The organism is Streptomyces sp. NBC_00178 (assembly GCF_036206005.1).
GTDB lineage: Bacteria > Actinomycetota > Actinomycetes > Streptomycetales > Streptomycetaceae > Streptomyces.
On record NZ_CP108143.1, the window covers coordinates 6,631,911 to 6,658,215 of the forward strand.

The following is a 26,305-nucleotide window of genomic DNA, read 5'->3' on the forward strand; positions in this document are numbered from 1 at the left end:
CTTGCGACGTGTCCTACTGCCAGTGGGGGAGCCTGATCATGGCCGCGAACGGACGGCACCGCAGATACCAGCCCAGCCGCATCAACCGTGCCTCGCTCACGGTGACGGCGGGAGGAGCGGGCATCGCGCTCCCGCTGCTCACCGCCGCTTCGGCCGGCGCCGCTTCCACCGATGTGTGGGAGAAGGTGGCCGCCTGCGAGGCGACCGGCAACTGGCACATCAACACGGGCAACGGCTACTACGGGGGACTGCAGTTCACCCGGTCGACCTGGGCCGCCTACGGCGGCACGGCCTACGCCCCCCGGGCCGATCTCGCCACCAAGGACCAGCAGATCGCCATCGCGGAGAAGGTCCTCGACGGGCAGGGCCCGGGCGCCTGGCCCACGTGTTCCGTCAGCGCGGGACTGAAGCGGGGCGGCGACGCCCCCGACGTCCACCCTCAGTCGCGTCCCGGCGCCGACCGCGTCGGGACCGCGCGCGACAAGGCCGCCGGAACGGCGAAGGACGCCGCCCGGGACGCGGCGGCCAAGGCGTCGCCGACGTCCGTGCCCGGCAAGCGTGACTCGTACACGGTGGCGCAGGGGGACTCCCTCTCCGGCATAGCCGCCGAGAAGCGCGTACAGGGCGGCTGGCAGCGCCTGTACGCGGCCAACCGCGCGGTGGTCGGCTCCGATCCCGACCTGATCCTCCCGGGCCAGCGCCTGTCCCTCGACGCCGCCGGGACGGCGAGGACCGCTCCGAAGCCGGCCACGGCAGCCCCTCAGCGGAAGGCCGCGGCGGAGAAGGCGGCACCGAGGCAGAAGGCCGGCGGGAAGGCGGCGCCCGGGAGCACTGCTCCGAAGGCCGTGCGGAAGAACGCTCCGGAGCCGGCCGCGCGCAGCGAGAAGAAGACGGCCCGGCAGCACTCCGGCCTGACCGCCCCCGTGACCGCGAGGACCGGGACCCCCTACCACCAGGCGGGTTCGTGGTCGAGCGGCTACCACACGGGCGTGGACTTCCCCGTTCCCACCGGCACCTCGGTGAAGGCCGTCGCCTCGGGCACGGTCGTCTCGGCCGGCTGGGCGGGCGCGTACGGCTACGAGATCGTCATCCGGCACGGCGACGGCAGGTACAGCCAGTACGCCCACCTCTCCTCGCTCCACGTCCGCGCCGGTCAGCAGGTGGGCGGTGGCCAGCGGATCGCACGCTCGGGTTCCACCGGCAACAGCACCGGGCCGCACCTGCACTTCGAGATCCGTACCGGCCCCGGCTACGGATCCGACGTCGACCCCCTCGCCTACCTCAGGGCCGGCGGCGTCAGCGTCTGAACGGCCCCCGCCGGGTCCGCTAAGTCGCCCCGGCGGGACCGGCCACCGGCGGCGGGCCGCCGCCCGGTGAACTCGACGCGTCCGCTGCCGTGGTCCAGGGGGAGGGTCAACGGCAGGGAGAGGGCGGTGGGTGCCGGAAAGGGGTCGGGCAGATGCGTGCCCGATCGAGCCGACGGCTTCGCCGGTTCCGGCAGCTTGACCGCGGGAGGCGCACCGGCCTCCTCCGCCTCGACGGCCGTGGGCTCCGGAGCGCGGGTGCCGGTCTCCGCGGGCTCCGGGTCACGCGTTCCGGTCTCCGCCGACGCCCGGGTCCGGGTGTCGGCGGTCTCCGCCGCGCGCCCCTCCCGGCCCACCCGCTCCGTGGTCAGCAGCACCAGACCGGACGCGGCGAGCGCCCCGCAGAGCAGCGCGAGCAGGGTCCCCGTCAGGCCGTAGCGGAACTGCTCCCCGAACAGGGTGATGCCGACCACCGCGGCGACCACCGGGTTGACCACCGTGACCGTGGCGAGCGGGGCCGCGAGCCCCGCGCCCCGGTAGGCCGCCTGCGAGAGCAGCAGTCCCGCGGCGGCGAGCACCGCGATCACCAGCAGGGTCGGCAGTCCCGAACGCACCGAACCCGAGGTCCACTCCACCGCCACGGTCTTCGTGAACACCGACGCCATGCCGAAGGCGATCCCCGCACCGGTCGCCAGCACCACGCTGCGGAACATCGGCCGGTGCAGCGCCTTCGCCGCGATGAGCACCACCACCACGGCTCCCGCGGTCGCCGCCGCCAGCATGAACTGCTCCGGCCCCGCCAGCGAATGGGACCCCGCGCTCCCCGTCAGTGCCAGCAGTCCGGCCAGACCGACCGTGGCCATCACCGCACCCCGCCATGCCGTGCGGCCCGCCCTCCGGTGCACGAAGACCGCGGCCATCGGCAGCGCGAAGACGATCGTGAGCGCGCCGAGGGGCTGTACGAGGCTGAGCGGTCCGTACGCCAGTGCCACCACGTGCAGGAGCGCCCCGACGCCGTTGAGTCCCACGGCCACCCACCACGCGCGGTTGCGCAACGGTGCGTACGGACGGCTGCCGCCGGCCGAGGCCACGCGCTCCTGGACGATCGCGCCGGCCGCGTAGGCGACCGCGGAGACCAGTGACAACAGCACGGAAAGCGCGAGGGAACTCATGTACACCACGATGTCCCGTCGGAGCCGCCGCGTCGTCGTCCCTGAGGCGGCGATTCGGCGTACTGCTCCAGTAGTACGTACATCACTCCTGGGTCCTCCTCTCGACGGTAGTCCTCCTGGCCCGAGGGCTCAGAAGTTCCCGCGTGAGGTGACGCCGTGCGGCCGACCTGTGACGCAAAGTTGCTGAAATATGGGCAAATCGCCCCGGCCTGGAGCGAGGGGCGTTCGGAAGGGCGGCGCGAGAGCGCTCAGGTACTGAGCTGGAACTCGGCGCGGATGCGCTTGCCCACCGGCACGCGCTCGGCGGTCAGCCGGTCGCAGAGCGCGACGACGATCTCCATGCCGTGACCGCCCAGGCGGCCGGGATCGGGGGAGTAGAGGACCGGGAGCGCCGTGCTGGTGTCGTAGACCGTGACGCTGATGCGCCGGGCGTTCCCCTCGAGCTCCAGCAGGTAGGGGCCGTGGCTGTAGCGGTCCGCGTTGGTGATCAGCTCGCTGACCGCCAGCATCAGGTCGCTTCGCGTGTGCTCACCGAGAACGGCGAGCCACTCCGACACGAGCCGCCCCAGGAAGCGCTCGGCCAGTGCGCGGGCCTGTGCGATGCAACCCGGCTCGCCGTCGAACACCTCGGCGGTGAGCAGAACCTCGGAGGACGGTGACCCCTGACAGGCGTCGTCCGGCCGTGAAATGGCCTGTTCGTTCATGTGCTCCAGCCAGGCGCCGCAGGGGAGGTCAGGGACCTCTTCTCGCCGTTCGTCTACCCGCGTCGAGAGATCCCACTCCGGGGGATCTCTCCAGATCTTACGCACGCGGCGGGAGCCGTACCACGCTCACGAAGAAGTCGTCGATCTGGCGCACCGCGCCGATGAACTGCTCCAGGTCGACCGGCTTGGTGACATAGGCGTTGGCGTGCAGTTTGTAGCTGCGCAGGATGTCCTCCTCCGCCGAGGACGTGGTGAGGACCACAACCGGGATCAGGGCGAGTTCGGGGTCCGTCTTGATCCGCTCGAGCACCTGCCTGCCGTCGTAGCGCGGCAGGTTGAGGTCGAGGAGCACCAGGTCCGGGCGCGGGGCGTCGGCGTACTCGCCCTGGCGGTAGAGGAAGTCCAGCGCCTCCTGGCCGTCGCGCACCACGTGCAGGGTGTTGCGGATCTTGTTGTCCTCGAAGGCCTCCCGGGTCATCAGCTCGTCCCCGGGATCGTCCTCGACGAGCAGGACCTCGATGGGCTTCACGGCGTCGTTCACGGGGCGTCTCCCGACCGGGGGGTCAGTGCGGCGGGGGCCAGCAGCTCCGCCGTCGTGTGGGTGGGTGCCTCCGGAAGGACGGGCAGGGTGAAGTGGATAAGCGTGCCCTCGGAGGGTGCCGGGTCCAGCCAGATCCGGCCACCGTGGAATTCGACGATCTTACGGCAGAGGGACAGCCCGATCCCGGTGCCTTCGTACTCGTCCCTGGCGTGCAGCCGCTGGAAGATGATGAACACCTTGTCGGCGAACTCCGGCGCGATGCCGATGCCGTTGTCGGCCACCGTGAGGTGCCAGTCGTCGTCCTCCCGCACACAGCCGACGGTGATCCGGCACGGCACGTCGGGCCTGCGGAACTTGATGGCGTTGCCGATCAGGTTCTGCCAGACCATGGTGAGGGACGTGGAGTCCCCGAGCAGCTCCGGCAGCGGGTCCTCGCGGACCACGGTGGCCCCGGACTCGTCGACGGCCAGGGTCAGGTTGGACATCGCCCGGTCCAGGGAGCTCCCGAGGTCCACGGGCTTCCAGGTCTGCTGCACCCTGCCCACCCGGGAGAACGTCAGCAGGTCGTTGATCAGCACCTGCATCCGCTTGGCGCCGTCCACCGCGAAGTCGATGTACTGCCTGGCACGGTCGTCCAGCTGGGCGCTGTAGCGCTTCTCCAGCAGCTGGCAGAAGGACGCGACCTTCCGCAGCGGTTCCTGCAGGTCGTGTGAGGCGACGTAGGCGAACTGCTCCAGCTCGGAGTTGGACCGGCGCAGCTCCGCGGTCTGCTCGGCGAGCAGGGTCTCCCGCTCCTGGGACTCGTCCAGCTCGGCCACCAGACGACGGCGCATGTCCTCGGCCGCCGCGGCCACCGCCGTGACGTCCGACGGACCGCTCACCTCGATCCTGCTCGAGAAGGAGCCCGACCGCACACGGTTCGACGCGGCGGTCAGAGCGTGCAGCGGCCGGCCCACCACGCGGTGGAGCAGCAGGCTCAGGGAGACGACGGCCAGCACGAAACCGGCCAGGAGTGCGACGAGGACCCGGTCGCGCGTCGTGCGCGCCTCCCCGAGCTCGGCGCGGGCCTTGTCCCGTGCGTCGTCCAGATGGCCCTGCTGGGCGGTGTAGAGGACGCGCAGGGCGTCGAACTCCGCCTTGCTGCGCAGGATGGGGCCGGACGACGCGCCGGTGGGTCCGCTCGCGCGCACGGCGGCGATGAGCGGCTCCGCGTGCTGCGTGCGCCACTCCCGGGCGGCCCCGGCGATCCGGTCCAGGTCCTCGGCGTAGGGCTGCTGGTGGTCGATCAGGGTGCGGACCCGCTCCAGCCGCTCCCGCTCGGCCTGCCTGCCCGCCTTGTAGGGCTCCAGGAACGACTGGTCGCCGGTGAGGGCGTAGCCGCGGACCCCCGTCTCCTGGTCGAGCAGCGAGTTCTGCAGCTGGAACGACGCGGAGCGGGCGGGCTGGATACGGTCCACCAGGTCCGTGGTGCGGTCGGAGATCCGGGAGAGGACGAGCCCGCCGATGACGAGGCACGCGCAGACCACCACGACGAAACCGGCGAGGATCAGATGGACCCAGTTCTGCACCGACAGCCGCGCCATGGGTCCGGGCCGCGTGCCCGATGGCTTCCCAGTGGTCATGTAGTGGCCCTCCAGCCCAGATGGAGGACAGCGACGTCGTCCGCCAGTCCGCCGTACGGTGCCGCGCTCGCGGTGGCCTCCGCGACCAGTGAGTCCACGAACGCGCTCGGTTCCAGCGCCCCGTTCTTCGCCGCCATCGCCAGAAGTCCTTCCTCGCCCAGTCGTGACTTGGGCCCCGTACGCCCCTCGAACAGGCCGTCGGTGAACAGGACCAGCTCACTGTCGGGGGACAGGTCCAGCTCGGTGATCGTCCAGCGGCCCGCGCCGGGAAGCAGTCCGAGGGCCATGCCCATGTCGGGCTCAACCCACCCGACGTCCGTGCCGCGCCGCAGCAGCAGTCCCGGGTGCCCGGCGCGCGCGACGTACACGCGGTCCCTGCTCGGCGGGAACACCAGCGTGGTCACCGTGGCGAACACATGGGGGTCGGACCGCTCGGCGACGAGTATCTCCTCCAGGAGGCCGATCTTCTCCAGCTGGTTGACCCCGGTCAGGACGGCCGTGCGCCACGCCACGCGGAGACAGACCCCGAGGGCGGCCTCCGCGGCACCGTGGCCCGACACGTCGCCGATCACCGCGTGCACCGCGCCGTCGGCGGTCTGCACCACGTCGTAGAAGTCGCCGCTGAGCAGTCCGTGGGCGCGTCCGGCCTCGTAGCGGGCCGAGACCCGGAAACTGTCGTCGAGCAGCAGCGGAATGGGCAGCAGGGCGCGTTCGAGCCGTGCGTTCTCCTGCTCGATCAGCCTGCTCGTCCGCAAGGCGGCGGCCGACCGCTCGGCGTGCTTGCGCTGGAGGGCGTACCGGACGGCGCGGCCGAGGGCCTCGGGGTCGATCCGGCCCTTCACGAGGTAGTCCTGGGCGCCGTGCGCCACCGCGGACAGCCCGGTCCCGGACTCGGCCATGCCCGTCAGCACGACGATCGCCGCGTCGGGCGCCGACTCGACGAGCCGGCGTACGGCGTCGGGGCCGTTCACGTCCGGCAGGTGGAGATCCAGCAGGACGCAGACCGGAGTGCGGCAGGACACCAGGAACCGCCGGGCCTCGGCCAGCGTCTTGCACCACGTGAGCGGGGCGTCCAGTTCGCTGTCGCTGAGCATCTCCTCCACGAGGAGCGCGTCACCCGCGTCGTCCTCGACCAGGAGCAGGGTCGCGTCGATGTCCCAGACGGACACGTCGGCAGGGGCGAGCGCCCTCTGCTGCTCCGGGACACGTCTCGGATCGGCCACACGCGCAGAGGTGTCCAACGGCTCGCTCACACTCCACCCCCTCCGACGGACGGCTCGGGACACCCACGGCCGTTTCGGCAGGAAGCATATGTGACTGAGGCCCGGCGTCAGGCCGGGCCTCAGTCATTCGGATTCGTACGCCCCGGATCAGGCTTCGACGCTCATGCCGGCCCGCAGGCGCGTCACGATCCGGCTGAGGAGCCGGGACACGTGCATCTGGGAGACGCCCAGCTCAGCGCCGATCTGGGCCTGCGTCATCTCCAGGCCGAACCGCATCTGGACGATCCTGCGCTCACGGTCGTCCAACTGCTGCAGCAGGGGGGCCAGCGTGTGCAGGTTCTCGACGCTCTCCATGGCCGGGTCGTCCTCGCCGAGGAGGTCGGCGTACGCGCGCTGGTCGCTGCCCGACTCGCTGTCGGCGCTCGGGGTGTCCAGCGATCCGGCCGAGTAGCCGTTGGCGGCGACCAGGCCCTCGATGATCTCTTCCTCGGAGAGGTCCAGGTGCGCGGCGAGTTCGGCGACCGTCGGGTCGCGGTCGAGCTTGCCCGACAGCAGTTCCTTGGCCTTGGCCAGCTCGACGCGCAGCTCCTGGAGCCGCCGCGGCACGTGCACCGACCAGGTGGTGTCCCGGAAGAAACGCTTGATCTCGCCCACGATGTACGGCACCGCGAACGTGGCGAACTCCACCTCGCGCGACAGGTCGAACCGGTCGATGGCCTTGATCAGGCCGATGGTGCCGACCTGGATGATGTCCTCGGTGTCGTCCCCGCCCCGGTTGCGGAACCGCGAGGCGGCGAAGCGCACCAGTGAGAGATTCATCTCGATGAGGGTGTTGCGCGCGTACTGGTACTCGTGGGTCCCCTCCTCCAGGGACTGGAGCCGGTCGAAGAACAGCTTCGACATGGCCCGCGCGTCCTGCGGGGCCACCTTGCCGGCGTCCTCGATCCACGGGAGAGCGGCCGTGCCGGAACCCTTGCCCGCCTCGTCGCACTGCGTCGCCGCCATGCCGATCGCTTCGGTGGTTCGCACTGCCGTCATGGTGTCGCCCTCCCTGGAACCCGATGTGGTGATCCGCGCATGCCCGGCTTCCCGGATCTCATGCCTGCCGATCCCGAAGTTTTTCTCCCCGTTCCCATTTCTCGGGGCCGCCTGGCGCCGGTGCCGCCATCAGATGGAGGGATTCGGCACCTTTGGCGCTGATTTATGCCGCCTGATTCGCGGTGACGTGTGAGGAGCGCCTCATTCCGGGCACGAGTGGTGTTTCCGGAGAGCAGAAGGAGGGGCCGTGAGCGACGTCGGCGCGGCAGGACAGAGGACGGTCACGACGAGGATCCCGGCCCGGCTGGACCGGCTGCCCTGGTCCCGTTGGCACTGGATGATCGTCATCGGGCTCGGCACCGTCTGGATCCTCGACGGACTGGAGGTCACGGTCGTCGGGAACATCGCCAGCAGGCTCTCCGAGGAGGGCAGCGGACTGCCCATCAGCGGCGCCCAGGTGACCGGCATCGCCGCCGCGCTCTACGTGGCGGGGGCCTGCAGCGGAGCGCTGGTCTTCGGCTGGCTCACCGACCGCTACGGCCGCAAGAAGCTGTTCCTCATCACCCTCGCCGTCTATCTGGCGGCCACCGCACTCACCGCGGTCTCCTTCTCGGCCTGGTGGTTCTTCCTCTTCCGCTTCCTCACCGGCTTCGGCATCGGCGGAGAATACGCGGCCATCAACTCGGCCATCGACGAACTGATCCCGAGCAGGTACCGGGGCCGGGTCGACCTCATCATCAACGGAAGTTTCTGGCTCGGGGCGGTGGCCGGCTCCCTTCTCTCCGTGGTGGCGCTGAACACCGACATCTTCCCCAAGGACGTCGGCTGGCGGCTCACCTTCGCCCTCGGCGTCGTCCTCGGCCTCGTCATCCTGCTGGTACGCCGCCATGTGCCCGAGAGCCCGCGCTGGATGTTCATCCACGGGCGCGACGAGGAGGCGGAGAAGCTCGTCGACTCGGTGGAGCACGAGGTCGAGGACGAGACCGGTACGCGCCTGCCGCAGGCAGAGCCCGCCATCACCGTCCGGCAGCGCGAGAGCATCGGCTTCGGTCTCATCGCCCGGACGGTCTTCCGTTCCTATCCGAAGCGGGCGGTCCTCGGGCTCGCCCTCTTCGTCGGCCAGGCCTTCCTCTACAACGCCATCACCTTCGGGTTCGGATCGATCCTGGTGACGTTCTTCGACGTGTCGAGCGGAACCACCGGCTACTACTTCGCCGTCATCGCGTTCTGCAACTTCCTGGGGCCGCTCCTCCTCGGCCGCTTCTTCGACACCGTCGGGCGCAGGCCGATGATCGCGGGGACGTACATCCTGTCCGGCCTCCTGCTGTTCGGGACGGCGGGACTGTTCGGGGCCGGGGCGCTCACCGCCGTCACCATGACCGGCTGCTGGTGTCTGGTCCTGTTCGTCGCGTCCGCGGGAGCCAGTTCCGCCTACCTGACCGTCAGTGAGATCTTCCCCATGGAGACCCGGGCGATGGCCATCGCCTTCTTCTACGCGGTGGGCACGGCCGCCGGAGGCATCACGGGCCCGCTGGTCTTCGCCGACCTGACCGGCAGCGGTGTGGTGGGCGACACGGTCCTCGCGTTCTGCATCGGGGCGGCGCTCATGGTCGCGGCGGGACTGGTCGCCTCCTTCTTCGCGGTCGCCGCCGAGCAGAAGTCGCTGGAGGACATCGCGACCCCGCTGTCCGTCAGTGAGGGCAAGGGATGACGGCCGAACGGAACAAGGTCCGACTCATGGCAGACTTGACCGGGGCATTCGGCCCGTGGCGCGCCGGCCCCCGCCGGCTTCCCGCCGGACCCCCTCCCCACCGAAGCCCCGCCGAAGCCCTGCGGCGGCGCGAGTGACGAGTGACGAGTGACAGAGGAACGGCGATGACGGTGACAGAGGACAGCCCGGAGCTCGCTCCCGGTACCGACGAGTTCGGTCCCGGTGTCGACCCGGAGCGGCTGGCCGTCTGCCTGAGCGTGCTGGACGAGCTGAACACCATCGAGGTGGACCACCCCGACGCCGTCGCCGTGCGCCGGGCCACCGCCGGCATCTACCGCACCGTGAAGCAGCGCCGCCGCCAGGAGCGGCGGGCCGCGAAGACCGCGCACGACAAGGCGGTCACCGAGGCCACGGCGACCGGTTCCGCCGAACGCATCGACGACGAGACGCAGGGGGTCCTTCCCTCCTCCTCGGCCACCGCCGAGATCGCGGGCATCCTCCAGCGCCCGCGGTCCTGCTACATCTGCAAGACGCGCTACGTCGAGGTGGACGCCTTCTACCACCAGCTCTGCCAGTCGTGCGCCAAGGAGAACCGGGACCGGCGCGACGCCCGCACGGACCTCACGGGACGCCGCGCCCTGCTCACCGGTGGCCGGGCGAAGATCGGCATGTACATCGCCCTGCGGCTGCTGCGCGACGGTGCGCACACCACCATCACGACGCGCTTCCCCAACGACGCGATCCGCCGCTTCAAGGCGATGCCCGACAGCGACGACTGGATCCACCGCCTGAAGATCGTCGGCATAGACCTGCGCGACCCGGCCCAGGTCGTCGCCCTCGCCGACTCGGTCGCCGCGGAGGGCCCGCTGGACATCCTGATCAACAACGCCGCGCAGACCGTACGCCGCTCCCCGCAGGCGTACAGCGAACTGCTCGGTGCCGAGTCCGCGCCGCTGCCCGCGGGTGAGCTCCCCGCCGCCGAGGTCATCGGGACGTTCGGCAGCGGCACGGTCGACCGCGTGGCCGCCCTGCCCGCCGCGCGCCGGGAGAGCCAGGGGCTCAGCGCGCAGGACATCACGGATCTCGCGCTGGTCACCGGGTCCGCCTCCCCGGCGCGTATCGCCGCCGGCACCGCGATCGACGCGGGCGGTCTCGTCCCGGACCTGCACGACACCAACAGCTGGATCCAGACCGTCGACGAGGTCGAGCCGATCGAGCTCCTCGAGGTCCAGCTCTGCAATTCGACCGCGCCCTTCATCCTGATCAGCCGGCTGCGTCCGGCGATGGCCAGGACGGCGTCGAAGCGCGCCTACGTGGTCAACGTCTCCGCGATGGAGGGCGTGTTCGGCCGCGGTTACAAGGGCGCGGGCCACCCGCACACGAACATGGCCAAGGCGGCGCTGAACATGCTGACCCGCACCAGCGCCCAGGAGATGTTCGAGAAGGACGGCATCCTGATGACGGCCGTGGACACCGGCTGGATCACGGACGAGCGCCCGCACCCCGACAAGATGCGCCTCGCCGAGGAGGGTTTCCACGCGCCCCTCGACCTCGTCGACGGCGCGGCGCGGGTCTACGACCCGATCGTCCGCGGTGAAGAGGGCGAGGACCTGTACGGCTGCTTCCTCAAGGACTACGCGCCCGCCGGCTGGTGACCGCAGGTCCCCTCCGGCCCGCCCCGGCCCTTGGGTTCCTCCCGTTCTTCCGGCCTCTCCCGCACCCTCGGTGTCCTCTGCACCGCAGGTCACGCGGGTGGACAGGTCACACGGCGACGACCCCGCGATTGCGGGGTCGTCGCCGTTCCTGTTGGCTGAAAGTGACCCAGGCCACACGTTCTGTCGAGCGGGATGGCGCTCATTTGGTTAGTCTGAGGTGAACGGACGCCACCAAGGAACCCACAAATCTTCCTCGGCCGTCCCGGGACAGGTCTTTATGCAGGCCGACGTCCCGCCCCGTACCGGCGCCACCGCGACCGAACTGTTTCTGCCCCTGCCCCCAGAGGGCGGTCGACACGGTTCTCACAGCCGCAGCGTCGCCACCGCCCCGGGGATACGCGACACGAAGGAGTCCGCGGTGACACCTGAGATGACCAAGAGCGAGACGCGCCCGGCCGACAAGGCCCGGGAGCGGAACGGCCGGCCCGAGAAGCTCCGCAACATCGAGGTCTGGGCCCGGTCCGCCCCGATCAGGCTGGCCGGATACGAGGACGACCTCGCCGAGCCGCACATCCTGCCCGGCATCGACTGAACCCTGCGGTCGCCCCGTACGGCGCTCGGCTCCGGCCCCCGTCCTCCGGGACGGGGGCCGGAGCCCTGTCGGGCCCCGGCCGTGTTCAGCGCGTCCCGTCGTCCGGCCGGAGCGGAACCGGCCGGGCCATCGGCCGCATGAAGTCGCGTACGTAGGTCCGCTCCCACCAGCGGCCGGTGGTGCGCAGTTCCCGCAGGTCCGTGAAGCGGTAGTGGAAGACCCTGGCCCGGATGTGCGCGGGCGGCCCCTCGGGGAACGGATTGTGGCCCAGGAGCCGCAGTGTGTCGCGGTCGCCCCGCAGCAGCCGCTCGACGAACGGCTCGAACCAGGGGCGCGCGTAGGCCGGCGAGAGCGCCGCGAACCACATCATCCAGTCCAGCCGCAGGTGGTAAGGGGCGAACTGGCGAGGAAGCCTGCGCGGGTCGCCGGGTTTTCCGCGGAAGCCGTAGGCGAGCCAGCGCGTTCCCTCGTGCACCACCGGATCGCGGGTCCCCTCGACCACCACCTCCAGGCGCATCCGGCTGATGCTTCCGAAGGCCCCGTAGGTGTTGACCAGGTGCAGCGGGTCGAAGGACCGGTTCATCGCCTGACGGCGGGAGACCAGGTTGCGTGCCGGCCGGTGGCTGAGCAGCACGACCAGTGCCGTGACCCCGCACACCACCACCTCGTACCAGAGCGGTGGCGCGGCCTGGGCGGGCGGGGGACCGGCGATCGGCGACCAGTCGACCGCGGCGAGGGCGAGCACGATCGTCAGCCAGTTCAGCCACGCGAAGTTCCCTGACAGAACCAGCCACAGCTGGGTGACCACCATCAGCCCCGCTGCGCCGCTCGCCACCGGCTGGGGGGTGAACAGCAGGAAGGGAAACACGAGTTGGGTCACGTGGTTGGCCGCCACCTCCACCCGGTGGACCGGTCTCGGCAGCCGGTGGAAGAACCAGCTCAGGGGGCCGGGCATGGGCTGTGTCTCGTGATGGAAGTCCAGGCAGGTCAGCCGTCGCCAGCATTCGTCCCCCCGGATCTTGATGAGCCCCGCCCCGAACTCGACCCGGAACAGCAGCCAGCGCAGGAGCCAGAGGACCAGCACGGGGGCCGCCGTGTCCGCGTTGCCGAGGAAGACGGCGAGGAAGCCGGTCTCCAGCAGGAGCGATTCCCACCCGAAGCCGTACCAGATCTGGCCGACCTGCACGATCGACAGGTACAGCACCCAGGGCACCGCCCACAGGGCCATCGCGGCCCCCAGGGGCAGATGCGCGTCCGCCCCGGCGAGCAGGGCGAGCGAGACCGCGGCGCCCGTCCACGCGACCAGGGCGAAGAAGCGGTCGGAGTAGTGCAGGCGGAACAGCCCCGGAGCCGCGCGCCAGGAGGTGCTGCGCAGGAGATCGGGCGCGGGCAGCATGCCCCGGGCGCCGATCAGCGCCCGGAACTGACGCGCGGCTGCGACGAACGCGACCAGATACACGGCGGCCAGGGAGCGCTGGAAGACCAGCCTGCTCAGCCAGTAGCCCTCGGCGGTGAACCACTCCATCGCCCTCAGTATCCGGCGCGCGCCCTTCCGTCAGGCCAACGACACGGAGCGCCGGAGCACGTTTCCGAGCCGTCGCGCGTACCACCGCTGGGCGAGCGGCACGAGCGGACCCGCGAGCCGGGCGTACCAGAGGGCGGGCCGCGAGAAGGCCGTCACGGTGAACCAGACGGTGCCGTCGTCCGAGAGCTCCACGACGAAGCTCTCCTCGCCGCGTTCGGGGTGCCGGGCGCGGGTGCCGTAGGCGAACCCGGTGCGGTGGTCCTCGTACGCCGCCCAGACGACCTCGCAGGGGGCGGTGACGCGGAACCGCCCGATCCCCGCCGAGACCTCGACGAGGACTCCGGCCGCCGCCCGGGCCGCGGAGGCGTTCACGCCTGCCCCCGCCGCCCGGTGCATCCGCCACTCGGTGACAGCGGCACCCGCGGCCTCGAACTCCGCCCGGCCCCTGCCGACGGGAGCCCTGTGGTGCAGGTGGTGGTACCCGTCCGGGAGGGGGCTGAGCCGGGTGGCTCCGACCTCGGGGTAGGTGAGGGTGCTCATGCGGGTCCGCCTTCCGGCCGGGTGAGGGTCTGGAGCCGGCGCCGGGCGAGCAGCGCACAGAGCGCGAAGCCCAGTGCGTTGCCGAGTCCGTGCGTGGCGGCCATCCAGGTCAGGGTGGGGTGGGGGAGTCCGGTGGCCTCGCCGAGCGCCCAGCTCAGCGCGAGGACCATGGTGGCCACGAGCACCGCCGCCGACACGGCGAGCAGGACGCCGGTGGTGCGGTCGCGGCCGGGGGCGCGGGCGGTGCGCCAGGTGAGCAGGGCGACGGTCCACATGCCGGCGGTGAGGACGACCGCCCCGGCCAGCTCGGTCCCTTCGCCGGTGAAGTAGCCGAGCAGGACGAGCAGTGTGCCGGACGGGACGCTCAGGGCGGCGAAGCGGCCCGCCGGCCCGTCCTCGGCGCAGCAGACGAGTCCGGCGACGAGGGCGGCCGCGAACCCGGCGAAGTGGAAGTGCGGCACCGTCAGCGCGAGGATGCCGAGCCCGAACCCGAACAGCGCGTGGCCCGAACGCTCGGCCACGAGGGCGAGCGCGGCGACCGACGGGGTGACGAGCGCCGTGAGCAGCGCCACCTCCGCAGGTCCTGCGCGGCGTGTCCGGACCAGGCGCAGCGGGGCGTGAGCCGCGAGGACCAGCGTGCCCAGTGCGTAGCAGAGGGCGAGGGTGCCGGCGGCGCCGCCGCGCGGAAGCCACAGGGACAGGGCCCCGGGGACGGCGAAGAGGGGCCACAGGCGCCGCACGCGGTCCAGCCGGGGGTCTTCGGTGAGCCGAAGGCCGAGGGGCACGATCACCAGCATGCCCAGTATCACGACGAGACCGACCAGTACGGACACGCGCCCACCCCGCCTCGCGTCGGCGAACTGAATTGAACGTGTTCAGTTCTCTTGTCGGCGAGCATAGGGCTTGTTCTGAACACGTTCAAGTGCCGGTCGCCGGCGGAATCGGTCGAGGAATCGGGCAAACAGTGGCAGAGTGGCGCATATGGATGATCGGGCGGGTGCCCTGTCACTCCCGGACGACTGGCCCGCCCACCCGGATCTCAGCCTCGCCCTGAACCGAATGGGCAGCTTCGACTGGGACCTGGACAGCGGCCTCATGCACATGGACGAGCCCGCCCTCGACGTGTTCGACCTGACGGCCGACGAGTACGACGACGATCCGGCGACGCTCGGACAGCGCGTGCCGGCGGACGAGGCGATCCGGCTCGACGGCATGGTCTCCCAGGCGCTCAAGAGCGGCCGGAACAACTACGGCGCGTACTTCCGCCGCAAGCGGCGCGACGGAACCCTGTGCTGGACCCACACCCAGGGGTTCATCCGACGGGACGCCACCGGGCGCCCCTGCCGGATCATCGGCATCATCCGCGACGCCACCCAGGAGCTGGCCGAGTCCACGGCCCGCCGGACCGTCGACGAGGAACGCCGGCGGCGCACCAGCCTCGTCGAGGGCACCACGGCCGCCCTGGCCCACGCGCGAACGGTCCAGGACGTCACCGAGGTGCTGAAGAGTTCCAGGGGTCTCGCCAACCTCGGGGCCACCAGCCTCGTCATGGGCCTGCTGGAGAACGGCCGGATCCACCTCGTGGCCGACGGCCCCGAAGGGGCGTTCGTGCAGGGCACCCGCTACACCCGGGTGGACGAGGCGTACCCGATGAGCGAAGTGATCCGCACCCTCACCCCCCGCTTCATCGAGAGCGCCGACGACTTCGCCACCTCGTACCCGATCCTCTGGCCGCACATCAGCCACCTCGGGATCACCGCCGCCGCGTACATGCCGCTGATCGCGCAGGCGCGCCCGATCGGGGCACTCGGGCTCCTCTACGGCGACAAGGCCGGATTCACCGCCGACGAGCGGAATCTGCTCGTCGCCCTCGGCAGCTCGATCGCCCAGAGTCTCCAGCGGGCCATGCTCTACGAGCAGGAGCACGACCTCGCCGAGGGCCTCCAGCAGGCGATGCTCCCGCGCCGCATCCCGGAGGTACCGGGGGCGCAGGTCGCCGTCCGCTACCGGTCCGCCCGGCTGGGCCGCGACATCGGCGGGGACTGGTACGACATCATCGCCCTCCCCGGCGGCCGGGTCGGTGCCGTCATCGGCGACGTGCAGGGGCACGACACCCACGCGGCGGCCGTCATGGGCCAGCTCAGGATCGTGCTGCGCGCCTACGCCGCCGAGGGGCACAGTCCGGCCACGGTGATGGCGCGGGCCTCCGTCTTCCTCCACGAACTCGACACCGACCGCTTCGCCACCTGCACCTACGCCGAGGCCGACCTGACCACGGGGGTGGTCCAGCTGGTCCGGGCCGGTCACGTCGACCCCGCGCTCAGGGACGTGGACGGCAGCTGCCGCAAGCTGCCCGTGGACGGCGGACTGCCGCTGGGGCTCTCCGCGGAATTCGGGCGGCTCGAATATCCGGTCAGCACCGTCGACCTGGACCCGGGCCAGACGATGATCCTCTACACCGACGGCATGGTGGAACTCCCGGGAACCGATCTCGACGACGGCATGCGGCTCCTCGCCTCGACCGTGGCCGACGGCCCCGAGGACCTGCAGAGGCTGGCCGACCGGCTCTGCGAGGTCGTCGACGAGCGGGGCGGCGAGGACGACATGGCGGTGCTGCTCCTGCGCCGCAACGCCGCCCACGCCCCGCACCCGGGCGGCCGGCTCCAGCAGCACGTCGCGCAGAACGACCCGGAGGCCCTCAGCTCGTGCCGCCACATGATCCGTGCCGCCGTGCGCGCCTGGGGTGCCAAGGAGCGCGCCGACGAGGTCGAACTCGCCGCCGACGAGCTGATCACCAACGCGCTGATGCACACCGACGGCGGCGCGATCGTCACCATCCGGGTGCTGACCGGACCCGAACGGCGGCTCAGGGTCGACGTCGAGGACCGCTCCAGCGCGCTGCCGCGCCGCAGGGAGGCGGGGGAGTCCGGTGTCTCCGGCCGTGGCCTCATGCTCGTCGACCGACTGGCCGATGTCTGGGGAGTGGAGTCCCGGGGGAACGGCAAGTGCGTGTGGTGCGAGTTCCTCATCGAGGGGCACCGGTAGCGCCGCCGTCCGGACGCAGAAAGACTGTAACAGTACGTAACATGCTCTTGCTTGACCGTAACCGACCTGTAGGGATTGACTTCGATCCCGACGTTCCGTTGTCGACGACGCGAGGCCCCGTTGAGTACCGAGCTCCTGGCACCTCTTGATCTGGCTTTCTGGCACCTCGAAACCGACGCCCATCCGATGCATCTCGGGGCTCTGGCCGTGTTCGACCCGGTCCCCGGCGCGCAACCGCGGGAACTCCTCGAACTGCTCGGTGCCCGCGCCGCCGCCATCCCCCGGCTGCGCATGCGGGTGCGTGACGTCCTGCTGCCCGTCGGCGGCGCCGCGTGGTTCACCGACAAGGACTTCGACGTGCACCGTCACGTCAAGCGGATCGTGCTCAGCGGGGACGACTTCATGCCGCAGGCGACGCGGCTCGCGGGCGAACTCATGGAGCAACCGCTGGAACGCGGCCTGCCCCCCTGGCAGATGTACCTGCTGGACAGCGTGGGCGACGGCCCGTTCGCCGTGCTCGTCAAGCTGCACCACGCCCTCGCCGACGGCATGCGCGCCGTCGCCATCGGCGCCGGCATCTTCGACCAGATCGCGTCCGCCGCGGCCGGCCGGGGCGCGGCACGGCGCCGGCACCCGGTGCCGCCCCGCTCGTGGCTGCCCGGTCCGCAGGAGGCCGCGGGGATGGCGCTGGACCGGCTCGGCGACGTACGCCGGGCGCTGGGCGTCGGGGCCTCCGTCGTCCGTGCCAGCCGGCTCGACCTCCGCGGGTCCACGGCCCTGACCGCGCGCTCGAGTGGGACGCGCCGCCTGGCCACGGCCGAGCTCGACGCCGACACGGTGCAGCGCATCCGCCGCACCGAGGGCGGCACGGCCAACGACGTCCTGCTCGCCCTGGTCGCCGGCGCACTCCGCCGCTGGATGCTCGAACGGGGCGAGGCACTCCCGGGCGTGGACCCCCGCGCCCTCGTGCCCGTGTCGCGGCGCCGGCCGGGGGCCGCCGCGACCGGCAACAGGCTCTCCGCCTACCTTCTGGGACTACCCGTCGGGGAGCCCGACCCTCGCGAGCGTCTGCGGCTCGTGCGCACGGCGATGGACCGCAACAAGGCGGCCGGACCCCTTCGCGGGGCCGGCGCGGTCGCCGTACTGGCCGATCAGCTGCCCGCGCTCGCCCACCGGTTCGGTGCGCCGCTGGCCGGAAACGCGGCCCGGATGCTCTTCGATCTCCTCGTCACCAGCGTGCCGCTGCCGCGGTCGGCCCTCTCCCTCGGAGGCTGCCCGCTGCGCGCCGTCTACCCCATGGCGCCGCTGGCCCGTGGCCAGTCGCTCGCCGTCGCCCTCTCCACCTACGGCGGCCGGGTACAGGTCGGACTCGTGGCCGACGGCAAGGCGCTCCCCGACCTCGACCGGCTGGCCGACGCCGTGCACGAGGAACTCCGCGAGCTGCACGCGCTGCTGCCCGCGGTGCCCGCTCCCGCGTGATCGCCGGCCGCGGTGCCGGACGTGCGCCCGGACGCGCCGACGGACCCGGCACGGCGACCGGGACGTCTCCCGGGACAACGGACGGCGGACGGCCCGGCGGGCGTCCGTCCGCCCGCTGCGGCAGGCTGGGGGCATGCCCGAACTGCCCGAAGTCGAAGCCCTGCGGGACTTCCTCGACGACCACCTGGTCGGCAAGGAGATCGCCCGCGTCCTCCCGCTCGCGATCAGCGTCCTGAAGACGTACGACCCCCCGCCGGCCGATCTGGAGGGATCCACCGTCACGTCCGTGGCCCGGCACGGCAAGTTCCTCGACATCGCGGCCGGCCCGCTCCACCTGCTCATCCACCTCGCACGCGCCGGCTGGCTGCAGTGGAAGGACAGCTTCCCCGCCACACCGCCACGGCCCGGCAAAGGGCCGCTCGCGATGCGCGTCCAGCTCGCCGGTGGCGACGGGTTCGACCTGACGGAGATGGGCACCACCAAGCGCCTGGCCGTCCACCTGGTACGCGACCCGGCCGACGTCCCCGGAGTCGCACGACTCGGCCCCGACCCGCTCGCGGACTCCTTCGACCGGGACGCGTTCGCGACGCTGCTCGGCGGGGAACGCCGGCAGATCAAGGGAGCGCTGCGCGACCAGTCGCTGATCGCGGGCATCGGCAACGCCTACAGCGACGAGATCCTGCACGTCGCGAAGATGTCGCCCTTCAAACTCACCACGTCCCTCGGCGACGACGACGTCACCCACCTCTACCAGGCGATGCGCACCACGCTCCAGGAGGCCGTCGAACGCTCCCGTGGTGTCGCGGCAGGCCGGCTCAAGGCCGAGAAGAAGAGCAGCATGCGCGTCCACGGCCGCACCGGCCTGCCCTGCCCGGTCTGCGGTGACACCGTGCTGGAGGTGTCGTTCAGCGACTCCTCGCTGCAGTACTGCCCCACCTGTCAGACCGGAGGCAAACCCCTGGCCGACCGGAGACTGTCCCGCCTGCTCAAGTAGTCCTGCGGTCCTGCGGTCCTGCGGACTCCCCGGTTCCCGCGGCCTGTCCCGCGGTTCCCCCGCTCCGCGCGGTCAGCCGCGCCGGCGTGCGCGCCCCCGCCACCAAGGCCTGTGCGTCCCGGCCTTCGGAGGCACTGTTCCCGCCGGCAACCGATACGAGCAGGCCACCAGCCGGTCCACCACCTCGTCGAACTCCCGTACCTGGATCACACACACGGAACACCGCGTCAGGTGCTCCTCGAAGCGAAAGGCGTCGGCAGCCCCGAGCACCCCGAGTGCGTAGGCTCCGGCGTCGCGGTGAGGTTCGAAGGCGCGCATGCACTCAGGTACGCGACGGACCCGGGAATCACTCAAGCCGCCCCGCCCGGACCGTGCGAGTCGTCCCCGTGCGCAACGGGATCGGGCACCAGGGCACGAGCCGGGCGCTCGGCGAACCGAAAGCCCTAAACTCCGGCCTCATGCTGCGCGTACTCGCCGTCGATGACGAAGAACCCGCCCTGGAAGAGCTCCTTTACCTCCTGCGCGCCGATCCCCGCATCCGCCGCGCCGAGGGGGCCACCGGTGCGACCGAGGCGCTGCGCCGCATCGGCGGCGCCGTCGACGCGGCGCCGGACGATCCCTCGGCCATCGACGTCGTGTTTCTCGACATCCACATGGCGGGCCTGACCGGACTCGACGTGGCCCAGCTCCTGGCCGGGTTCGCCGCACCCCCGCTCATCGTCTTCGTCACCGCGCACGAGGGTTTCGCCGTGCACGCCTTCGACCTCAAGGCGGTCGACTACGTCCTCAAACCGGTCCGCCGCGAGCGCCTCGCCGAAGCCGTGCGCCGCGTCGCCGAACAGGTCGGCGAACGCTCGGCGCCCGTCCACGACACGGCGACCGACCAGGTCGCCGTGGAACTCGGCGGAGTCATCCGCTTCGTGCCCGTCGACGACATCGCGTACGCCGAGGCGCAGGGCGACTACGCGCGGCTGCACACCGCCACCGGCAGCCATCTCGTCCGTATACCGCTCACCACCCTGGAGGAACGCTGGCGCTCCCGCGGCTTCGTCCGCATCCACCGCCGCCACCTCGTGGCACTCAACCGCATCGACGAACTGCGGCTGGACGCGGGCAGCATGAGCGTCCGCATCGGATCGGCCGAACTAGCCGTCAGCCGCCGCCATACCCGCGCCCTGCGCGACCTCCTGATGCGGCAGACCGGGCGCTGACCCGGCCCGGTCCCGCACCTCCCGGACCGCCTCGAAGGGTCCAGCCCGCACGTGATCGCGCTCGTGATCACACGGAAGTGCCCGTGGGATCGCGGCACCCGCATCCGTACGACGGGGGATGGACACGGGCCTCGGCCATGACGTGAAAGCGGCGCTGCCACGGTGTTCCTCCGGCACTCCACCCGGTGACGGACGGGTCCGAAAACGCCTGGACCGCCGGCCTCACCGCGGCCATGATCCTCACGTGACCACCTACCTCGAGTCCGAGCGGCTGACCCTGCGCCCCTTGGCCGCCGCCGACGCGGACCTGCTGATCGAGCTGGACAGCGACCCGGCGGTGATGCGCTACCTGACCGGCGGCGCTCCGACTCCCCCGGAGGAGGTCCGCGACCTCGTCATCCCCAGCATCCTCGCCGGCTACGAGCGCTGGGGTCACGATCTCGGCCTGTTCGCCGCGCACGAGAAGGACGGCGCCGCGTTCGCCGGCTGGTTCTGCCTGCGTCCGCTCCGCGGCGGCCCACGCGAGGAGGCCGAACTCGGCTACCGCCTGCGTCAGGCGGTCTGGGGCAGGGGCTATGCGACGGAGGTCTCGCAGGCGCTGCTCGCGAAGGGGTTCACCGAGCTCGGGATCCGCATGGTCTGGGCCGAGACGATGACGGTGAACCGCCCTTCGCGCAACGTCATGGAGAAGCTCGGGATGACGCTCGCGGAGTGCATCCCCACCCCGGACGACATGAAGACGGTCGAGGGTTCCGAGCACGGGGGTGTGCGGTACGAGATCAGGAAGGAGCAGTGGGACCGGCGGCAGGCGTAGGCGGCGCGAGGCGCGGCGCCCAGCCGTCCGATTCGGATTCCCGCTGCCCGTCCTCTCAGCGCTCGCCGGCCCCGCTCTCACCTCGGCTCGAACCTCGGCGTCGAACCTCGGCGTCGAACTTCTGCGGCCTGCTCCCGCGCCGCCGCTGCCTCCGCCCCGGCTCTGTCCCGGTCGTCATCCGAGAACAGCGCGAATGCCGATGCGTCCAGGGCCCCGGCGATCCTCTCCCGCCGGTCAGCGAAGCCGTCGGCGTCCTCTCGCCGGCAGGCCGGTCCTCGAGGCCGGCAAGCTGCGAACGGCGAGCGGGTGGCTCCGCTGCTTCATCCCCTTGCCGAGCACGCGTCGAATACCCGGAGACGCTCTTCCCTCCGTACGACCAGGCCGTACCACCGGACCTTCCCGCGCAGGCCGCCGCAAGAGCGCTCCGACCCTCCTGGTGGCAGCCGGCCCCCGCGCCGCCTACACTCCGGCCCCATGTCCGCAGAGAGCACGCCCCGGCGCGAGGTGGTCACGGGCGAGCCCCGGCGGGTGCGTCCGCTGCCCCGTTACCGCGCGCAGTCGGAGATCGACGAGCAGACGGCGCTCGGTGGTGCGTACGTCCGCTCGCTGATGCGCAGTCAGCTCCGCGCCGGACTGACCGCCTTCGCCGTGCTCGCGCTCGTCGCCGGCACCCTGCCGCTCGTCTTCGAGGCGCTGCACAGCAACACCGTCGTCTGGGCGGTGCTCGGATTCTCCACCTACCCACCCCTCACCCTGGCCGCCTGGTGGTACGTCCGCAGGGCGGAGCGCAACGAGCGCGACTTCGCACGGCTCGTGGAAGGCCGCCCCGCACCGTGAGCGCACCCGGGCATCCGGCGGCGGTGGCCGCCGTCGCCCTCGTCGTCCTGGCCACCGTCCTCGTGGGCGGCTTCGGGCTGCGGATCTCCCGCACCACGTCCGACTTCTACGTCGCCTCGCGCACCGTGCGGCCGCGTCTCAACGCCGCGGCGATCAGCGGTGAGTACCTCTCCGCCGCGTCCTTCCTCGGCATCGCGGGCCTCGTCCTCGTGCACGGCCCCGACATGCTCTGGTACCCGGTCGGGTACACCGCCGGCTATCTGGTCCTGCTGGTCTTCGTCGCGGCGCCGCTGCGCCGCTCGGGGGCGTACACCCTGCCCGACTTCGCGGAGGGGCGGCTCGAATCGCGGCAGGTCCGCCGACTGGTGAGCGTGTTCGTCGTGGGCGCGGGCTGGGTGTACCTGGTGCCGCAGCTCCAGGGCGCCGGCCTCACCCTGAAGACCCTTACGGGCGCGCCGGGCTGGCTCGGCGACGTACTCGTCGCCTCCGTCGTCGTGGTCGCCGTCGCGGCCGGGGGGATGCGGTCGGTCACCTTCGTCCAGGTCTTCCAGTACTGGCTGAAACTCACCGCGCTCCTGGTGCCCGCCATCTTCCTCGTACTCGCCTGGCAGGGCGACGGCCGCCCCCGTGTGACCTTCGACGAACAGATCACCGTCTTCCGGGCCGACCATCCGCTCTACGCGACGTACGGGCTGATCGTGGCGACCTTCCTCGGCACGATGGGGCTGCCCCACGTCGTCGTCCGCTTCTACACCAGCCCCAACGGCCGCGACGCCCGCCGCACCACCGTCGCCGTCCTCGCCCTGGTCGGCCTGTTCTACCTGCTGCCGCCCGTCTACGGAGCCCTGGGGCGGCTGTACGCGCCCGAGCTCATGCACGGGGGCGACGCCGACGCCGCGGTCCTGCTGCTGCCCGCCCGCGTGATCGGCGGCCTCGGTGGTGATCTGCTCGGCGCCCTCCTGGCGGGCGGGGCGTTCGCGGCGTTCCTGTCCACGGCCTCCGGGCTCACCATGGCCGTCGCCGGAGTGATCACCCAGGACGTCCTGCCCTCCCGGGGTGTACGGCACTTCCGGCTGGCCACCGTCCTGGCCATCGCGGTGCCGCTGGCGGGTTCGCTGCTGGTCAGCCGGGTGCCCGTCGCCGACGCTGTGGGCATGGCCTTCGCGGTCTCCGCCTCCTCCTTCTGCCCGTTGCTCGTCCTCGGCATCTGGTGGCGCCGTCTCACCCCGCCCGGCGCCATCGCCGGACTGCTGCTCGGGGGCGGCTCGGCGCTGCTCTCCGTGGCCATCACCGTCAGCGGCGCGGTGCGTCCACCGGGCTGGCCGCACGCCCTGCTGGCCTGGCCGGCCGTCTGGTCCGTACCGGTCGGCTTCCTCGCGATGGTCCTGGTCTCCCTCGCCACCCCGGGGCGCATACCACCCGGCACCAACGCCGCCATGACCCGCTTCCACCTGCCGGAGGCGCTGACCTCGGGGCGCGGCCGGTGACCGGGGCCGGGATCGCCGTCATCGCGGTGGTGGCGCTGCTGCTGTTCGGCACGGGCTTCCTGCTGGGCCGCACCGCCCGCCCCGTACGCACCAGCGACGTGGGCACGCCCGTGGAACACGCCACCTTCGAGACGCTGCACACCGCCTCCCTCGCCGCGCCCCCGCTCCGCGCCGGGCTCACGGAGGAGAGCGCGCGCCGCTCGGCGCGAGGGCTGCGCTCGCTGCTGGGCACGGACGCGCTCTGCCTGACCGACCGGGACCGGGTGCTCGTGTGGGACGGGGAGGGCGAGCACCACGGCAAGGACGTGATGCACCACGTCGAGGGCCTGCTCTCCAGCGGCCGCGACACCGCCTTCCACACCGACTGCGGTGACGTCGACTGCCCGTTGCGCTGGGCCGTGGCCGTGCCCCTGACGGTCGACCACCGTGTCCTCGGCACCCTCGTCGCCTACGCGCCCCGGGAGTCGGCGGTCCTCGCCAGGGCCGCGGGGGAGGTGGCCCGCTGGGTCTGCGTACAGCTCGAACTCGCCGAACTCGACCGGTCGCGCACGCAGCTCATCGAGGCGGAGATCAAGGCGCTGCGGGCGCAGATCTCGCCGCACTTCATCTTCAACTCCCTGGCGGCGATAGCCTCGTTCGTCCGCACCGACCCGGAGCAGGCGCGCGAACTCCTGCTGGAGTTCGCCGACTTCACGCGCTACTCGTTCCGCCGGCACGGCGAGTTCACCACGCTGGCCGACGAGCTGCACTCGATCGACCAGTATCTCGCCCTGGTACGGGCCCGATTCGGCGAGCGGCTGTCCGTCACCCTCCAGGTGGCCCCCGAAGTGCTGCCCGTCGCCCTGCCGTTCCTGTGCCTCCAGCCTCTGGTGGAGAACGCGGTCAAGCACGGGCTGGAGGGGGCCGTCACGCACCCGCGCGCGCTCGGCGCTATCCGGCCCGGGGACGCCCCGATCCGCATCACGATCAGTGCGCTGGACGCCGGTGCGGAGGCCGAGGTGGTCATCGAGGACGACGGGGCGGGGATGGACCCCGCGCGACTGCGGCAGATCCTGCGGGGCGAGGGCGGAACCTCCAGCGGCGTCGGCCTGCTCAACGTCGACGAGCGGCTGCGCCAGGTGTACGGCGACGACTACGGGCTCGTCATCGAGACGGGCGTCGGCGCGGGGATGCGGATCACGCTGCGGCTCCCCAAGTACCGTGCCGGCGTGCACGGTTCGTGATCAGCCGACGGCCGCGCACCTGTGCGTCCGGCGTCTCAGTACAGGTGGACGGCCAGGTGGCCGAGGGGCAGCCCGAGCTGCCAGGCCGGCGTCCATACCTGCGCCTCGCCGTCCTCGGTACCCAGCGCCTCCCACGGCTGCGGGCCGATGGCGTCGAGGTCCGCGGCCAGCAGTTCGGTCTCCTCCAGCCACCGCCAGGCCGCCCGCGCCATCACGAGGTCGGGGTCGGTCCGCCCGTCGGCGGGGGTGGGGCGCTCCAGGGCCTCCAGCCTGGCGCAGACCCATCGGCGCCAGGTCACGCCGTACGCGGTGAGCAGCCGCAGCTCGTCCACCCGTACGGCGGGCAGTTCCTCGGCCGCCGCCCCGTCGGAGAGGAAGATCGTGAGCGCGAGCGCGTCGCGCCCCGCACGGAACTCCAGGGTGGTCGGCTCCATGAGGTCACCGGTCACGAGCAGTTCGTCCGCGATGTACTCCGAGTACATCCACGCCATCGGGACCGGCAGCCCGCCCCCGCCGGTTTCGTCGCAGTAATCGGGACGCATCCCGTCTCGCCTCTTTCGTCAACTCGGCACCGGCCTCACGCAGCATTGAACCGGGGGCGCGTGCCCCGCGTGGGCAGAAGGGCAGGATCCGTCGGGAGATTCGAGGTGTGATGACCGCCGACCGCGGCGACGACCCGCACGTACGGCAGTCGCTGGGCGCCTATGTGCTCGATGCCCTGGCCGCCGGCGAGAGCGCTCCGGTGGCCGCGCACCTCCAGAAGTGCGCGGCGTGCGCGGCCGCCTATGTGGAGGTCGCGGAGGCGGCGTCCCTGCTGGGGCTGGCGGACGAGGAGGACCTGCTCGAGTAGCCGGGGAGGCTCCGCGCCAGGACGCGCAGCGCGTAGTACGAACGGGACTTCACCGTGCCCGCCGGTATCCCGAGGGCCAGCGCCGTCTCGCCCACGCTGAGCCCGCGGAAGTAGATCTGCACGAGCACCGCGCGGTGCTCCGGGCTCAGCGTCCGTACCGCCTCGCGCACGTCCAGCGAACAGGCCGCGGCCTCGGCGGTGTTGTCCCGGGCGGGCGCGGTCTCCAGGACCACGTCGCTGACCTCGGCCGGCCGCGCGAGGCGGGACCGCCGCGCGTCGATGGCCAGGCGCCGTGCGACGGTGAAGAGCCACGGCCGCATCGACTCGTAGGGCGCGTCGAAGGCCTCGGGGTGCTGCCAGGCGCGTACGAGCGTCTCCTGCAGCAGGTCCTCCGCCCGCTGCCGGTCGCCGAAGGTCAGCCCGAGCAGGAAGTGGAGGAGCGCGGGCCCGTGTTCGCGCTGCATCCGGGCGAGGGCCCGTTCGTCCGTCGTCGCGGTGATCATGGTGAACGTCCCTTCCCGAAGAGGCCCCTGACGCCTCGCTCCCGCCTGGCGTATACGAGCGCATCGGGGCGCGGGGGGACAGGCGGTGCGCAGAGGCGTGCGCCGAGCGGTCGCTCGGAGCGGCGAGTGGTGCGGTGAACGGTCACGGGGCGCCGATACGGCCGATTCAGGTACTTGGTCACCTTTGTTCTTGACTCGGCGGTATGACTGTATGTGTAGTCGGGTGGCTGAAACC

24 protein-coding genes are annotated in these 26,305 nt (G+C 71.7%); 13 read left to right on the plus strand and 11 right to left on the minus strand.

Annotation, left to right across the window (positions count from 1 at the left end):
- The first annotated feature begins 38 nt into the window (after positions 1 to 38).
- Complete coding sequence (locus OHT61_RS29015; RefSeq protein WP_329042256.1) at positions 39 to 1,307, plus strand: transglycosylase family protein; 1,269 nt, start codon at positions 39 to 41, stop codon at positions 1,305 to 1,307.
- On the opposite strand, the gene OHT61_RS29020 is transcribed toward OHT61_RS29015, so the two are convergent.
- From OHT61_RS29020 to OHT61_RS29045, 6 genes are all read right to left on the minus strand, one after another.
- Positions 1,277 to 2,476, minus strand: coding sequence for a DMT family transporter (locus tag OHT61_RS29020; protein ID WP_329042257.1), 1,200 nt, complete (start codon positions 2,474 to 2,476; stop codon positions 1,277 to 1,279). The genes OHT61_RS29015 and OHT61_RS29020 overlap by 31 nt on opposite strands.
- A gap of 248 nt (positions 2,477 to 2,724) precedes the next feature.
- Positions 2,725 to 3,180 (minus strand): ATP-binding protein, encoded by a 456-nt coding sequence (locus OHT61_RS29025; protein WP_329042258.1) that lies wholly within the window; start codon positions 3,178 to 3,180, stop codon positions 2,725 to 2,727.
- A 97-nt stretch (positions 3,181 to 3,277) separates the two neighbouring features.
- Positions 3,278 to 3,721, minus strand: coding sequence for a response regulator (locus OHT61_RS29030; RefSeq protein ID WP_327112058.1), 444 nt, complete (start codon positions 3,719 to 3,721; stop codon positions 3,278 to 3,280).
- Positions 3,718 to 5,343, minus strand: a complete 1,626-nt coding sequence (locus OHT61_RS29035) for a sensor histidine kinase (protein WP_329042260.1) — start codon at positions 5,341 to 5,343, stop codon at positions 3,718 to 3,720. Before OHT61_RS29035 ends, OHT61_RS29030 begins: the two co-directional genes overlap by 4 nt.
- Positions 5,340 to 6,596 carry a PP2C family protein-serine/threonine phosphatase gene (locus OHT61_RS29040; protein WP_443049569.1) on the minus strand — a complete coding sequence of 419 codons (1,257 nt, stop codon included), beginning with the start codon at positions 6,594 to 6,596 and terminating at the stop codon, positions 5,340 to 5,342. Before OHT61_RS29040 ends, OHT61_RS29035 begins: the two co-directional genes overlap by 4 nt.
- A gap of 117 nt (positions 6,597 to 6,713) precedes the next feature.
- Positions 6,714 to 7,604, minus strand: coding sequence for an RNA polymerase sigma factor SigF (locus OHT61_RS29045; protein ID WP_443049570.1), 891 nt, complete (start codon positions 7,602 to 7,604; stop codon positions 6,714 to 6,716).
- 247 nt (positions 7,605 to 7,851) lie between these two features.
- On the opposite strand from OHT61_RS29045, the gene OHT61_RS29050 reads away from it, so the two are divergent.
- The 3 genes from OHT61_RS29050 (at position 7,852) to OHT61_RS29060 (ending at position 11,562) form a co-directional block, all read left to right on the plus strand.
- A complete protein-coding gene (locus OHT61_RS29050) occupies positions 7,852 to 9,315 on the plus strand; it encodes an MFS transporter (RefSeq protein ID WP_329042261.1) in 1,464 nt (487 codons plus the stop codon).
- A 164-nt stretch (positions 9,316 to 9,479) separates the two neighbouring features.
- A complete protein-coding gene (locus OHT61_RS29055; RefSeq protein ID WP_329042263.1) occupies positions 9,480 to 10,970 on the plus strand; it encodes an SDR family NAD(P)-dependent oxidoreductase in 1,491 nt (496 codons plus the stop codon).
- Positions 10,971 to 11,388: 418 nt separating this feature from the next.
- Positions 11,389 to 11,562 carry a hypothetical protein gene (locus tag OHT61_RS29060; protein WP_329043465.1) on the plus strand — a complete coding sequence of 58 codons (174 nt, stop codon included), beginning with the start codon at positions 11,389 to 11,391 and terminating at the stop codon, positions 11,560 to 11,562.
- 85 nt (positions 11,563 to 11,647) lie between these two features.
- On the opposite strand, the gene OHT61_RS29065 is transcribed toward OHT61_RS29060, so the two are convergent.
- The 3 genes from OHT61_RS29065 to OHT61_RS29075 are packed head-to-tail and all read right to left on the minus strand — an operon-like array spanning position 11,648 to position 14,460.
- Positions 11,648 to 13,087 (minus strand): lipase maturation factor family protein, encoded by a 1,440-nt coding sequence (locus tag OHT61_RS29065; RefSeq protein WP_329042264.1) that lies wholly within the window; start codon positions 13,085 to 13,087, stop codon positions 11,648 to 11,650.
- Positions 13,088 to 13,117: 30 nt separating this feature from the next.
- On the minus strand, positions 13,118 to 13,627 hold the full coding sequence (locus tag OHT61_RS29070) for a DUF1990 family protein (protein ID WP_329042266.1): 510 nt from the start codon (positions 13,625 to 13,627) through the stop codon (positions 13,118 to 13,120).
- Positions 13,624 to 14,460: a YndJ family protein gene (locus OHT61_RS29075; protein WP_329042267.1), complete on the minus strand. Its 837-nt coding sequence runs from the start codon at positions 14,458 to 14,460 to the stop codon at positions 13,624 to 13,626. The genes OHT61_RS29070 and OHT61_RS29075 overlap by 4 nt, the downstream gene beginning before the upstream one ends.
- 148 nt (positions 14,461 to 14,608) lie before the next feature.
- Here OHT61_RS29075 and OHT61_RS29080 point away from each other — a divergent pair, with 148 nt between their 5' ends.
- The 8 genes from OHT61_RS29080 to OHT61_RS29115 all read left to right on the plus strand — a co-directional run bounded on the left by OHT61_RS29080 (position 14,609) and on the right by OHT61_RS29115 (position 24,717).
- Positions 14,609 to 16,672, plus strand: coding sequence for a SpoIIE family protein phosphatase (locus OHT61_RS29080; protein ID WP_329042269.1), 2,064 nt, complete (start codon positions 14,609 to 14,611; stop codon positions 16,670 to 16,672).
- A gap of 120 nt (positions 16,673 to 16,792) precedes the next feature.
- The gene (locus OHT61_RS29085; protein ID WP_329042270.1) at positions 16,793 to 18,151 is read left to right on the plus strand and encodes a wax ester/triacylglycerol synthase family O-acyltransferase; all 1,359 of its coding nucleotides are present in this window, start codon (positions 16,793 to 16,795) and stop codon (positions 18,149 to 18,151) included.
- Positions 18,152 to 18,284: 133 nt separating this feature from the next.
- Positions 18,285 to 19,145: an Fpg/Nei family DNA glycosylase gene (locus OHT61_RS29090; protein ID WP_329042272.1), complete on the plus strand. Its 861-nt coding sequence runs from the start codon at positions 18,285 to 18,287 to the stop codon at positions 19,143 to 19,145.
- Between the two features lie 458 nt (positions 19,146 to 19,603).
- On the plus strand, positions 19,604 to 20,356 hold the full coding sequence (locus OHT61_RS29095) for a LytR/AlgR family response regulator transcription factor (RefSeq protein ID WP_329042274.1): 753 nt from the start codon (positions 19,604 to 19,606) through the stop codon (positions 20,354 to 20,356).
- A 244-nt stretch (positions 20,357 to 20,600) separates the two neighbouring features.
- Positions 20,601 to 21,170, plus strand: coding sequence for a GNAT family N-acetyltransferase (locus tag OHT61_RS29100; RefSeq protein ID WP_329042276.1), 570 nt, complete (start codon positions 20,601 to 20,603; stop codon positions 21,168 to 21,170).
- A 474-nt stretch (positions 21,171 to 21,644) separates the two neighbouring features.
- The gene (locus OHT61_RS29105; RefSeq protein WP_329042278.1) at positions 21,645 to 22,007 is read left to right on the plus strand and encodes a hypothetical protein; all 363 of its coding nucleotides are present in this window, start codon (positions 21,645 to 21,647) and stop codon (positions 22,005 to 22,007) included.
- The gene (locus tag OHT61_RS29110) at positions 22,004 to 23,494 is read left to right on the plus strand and encodes a sodium/solute symporter (RefSeq protein ID WP_329042279.1); all 1,491 of its coding nucleotides are present in this window, start codon (positions 22,004 to 22,006) and stop codon (positions 23,492 to 23,494) included. Before OHT61_RS29105 ends, OHT61_RS29110 begins: the two co-directional genes overlap by 4 nt.
- A complete protein-coding gene (locus OHT61_RS29115) occupies positions 23,491 to 24,717 on the plus strand; it encodes a sensor histidine kinase (RefSeq protein WP_329042281.1) in 1,227 nt (408 codons plus the stop codon). Before OHT61_RS29110 ends, OHT61_RS29115 begins: the two co-directional genes overlap by 4 nt.
- A gap of 35 nt (positions 24,718 to 24,752) precedes the next feature.
- Here OHT61_RS29115 and OHT61_RS29120 read toward each other — a convergent pair whose 3' ends face one another.
- On the minus strand, positions 24,753 to 25,259 hold the full coding sequence (locus tag OHT61_RS29120) for a hypothetical protein (RefSeq protein WP_329042282.1): 507 nt from the start codon (positions 25,257 to 25,259) through the stop codon (positions 24,753 to 24,755).
- A gap of 110 nt (positions 25,260 to 25,369) precedes the next feature.
- Here OHT61_RS29120 and OHT61_RS29125 point away from each other — a divergent pair, with 110 nt between their 5' ends.
- Positions 25,370 to 25,567, plus strand: a complete 198-nt coding sequence (locus tag OHT61_RS29125) for a zf-HC2 domain-containing protein (protein WP_329042283.1) — start codon at positions 25,370 to 25,372, stop codon at positions 25,565 to 25,567.
- Here the strand turns inward: OHT61_RS29125 and OHT61_RS29130 are convergent.
- Positions 25,501 to 26,070: a sigma-70 family RNA polymerase sigma factor gene (locus tag OHT61_RS29130; RefSeq protein WP_329042284.1), complete on the minus strand. Its 570-nt coding sequence runs from the start codon at positions 26,068 to 26,070 to the stop codon at positions 25,501 to 25,503. The two genes, OHT61_RS29125 and OHT61_RS29130, sit on opposite strands and share 67 nt — an antisense overlap.
- Between the last annotated feature and the right edge of the window lie 235 nt (positions 26,071 to 26,305).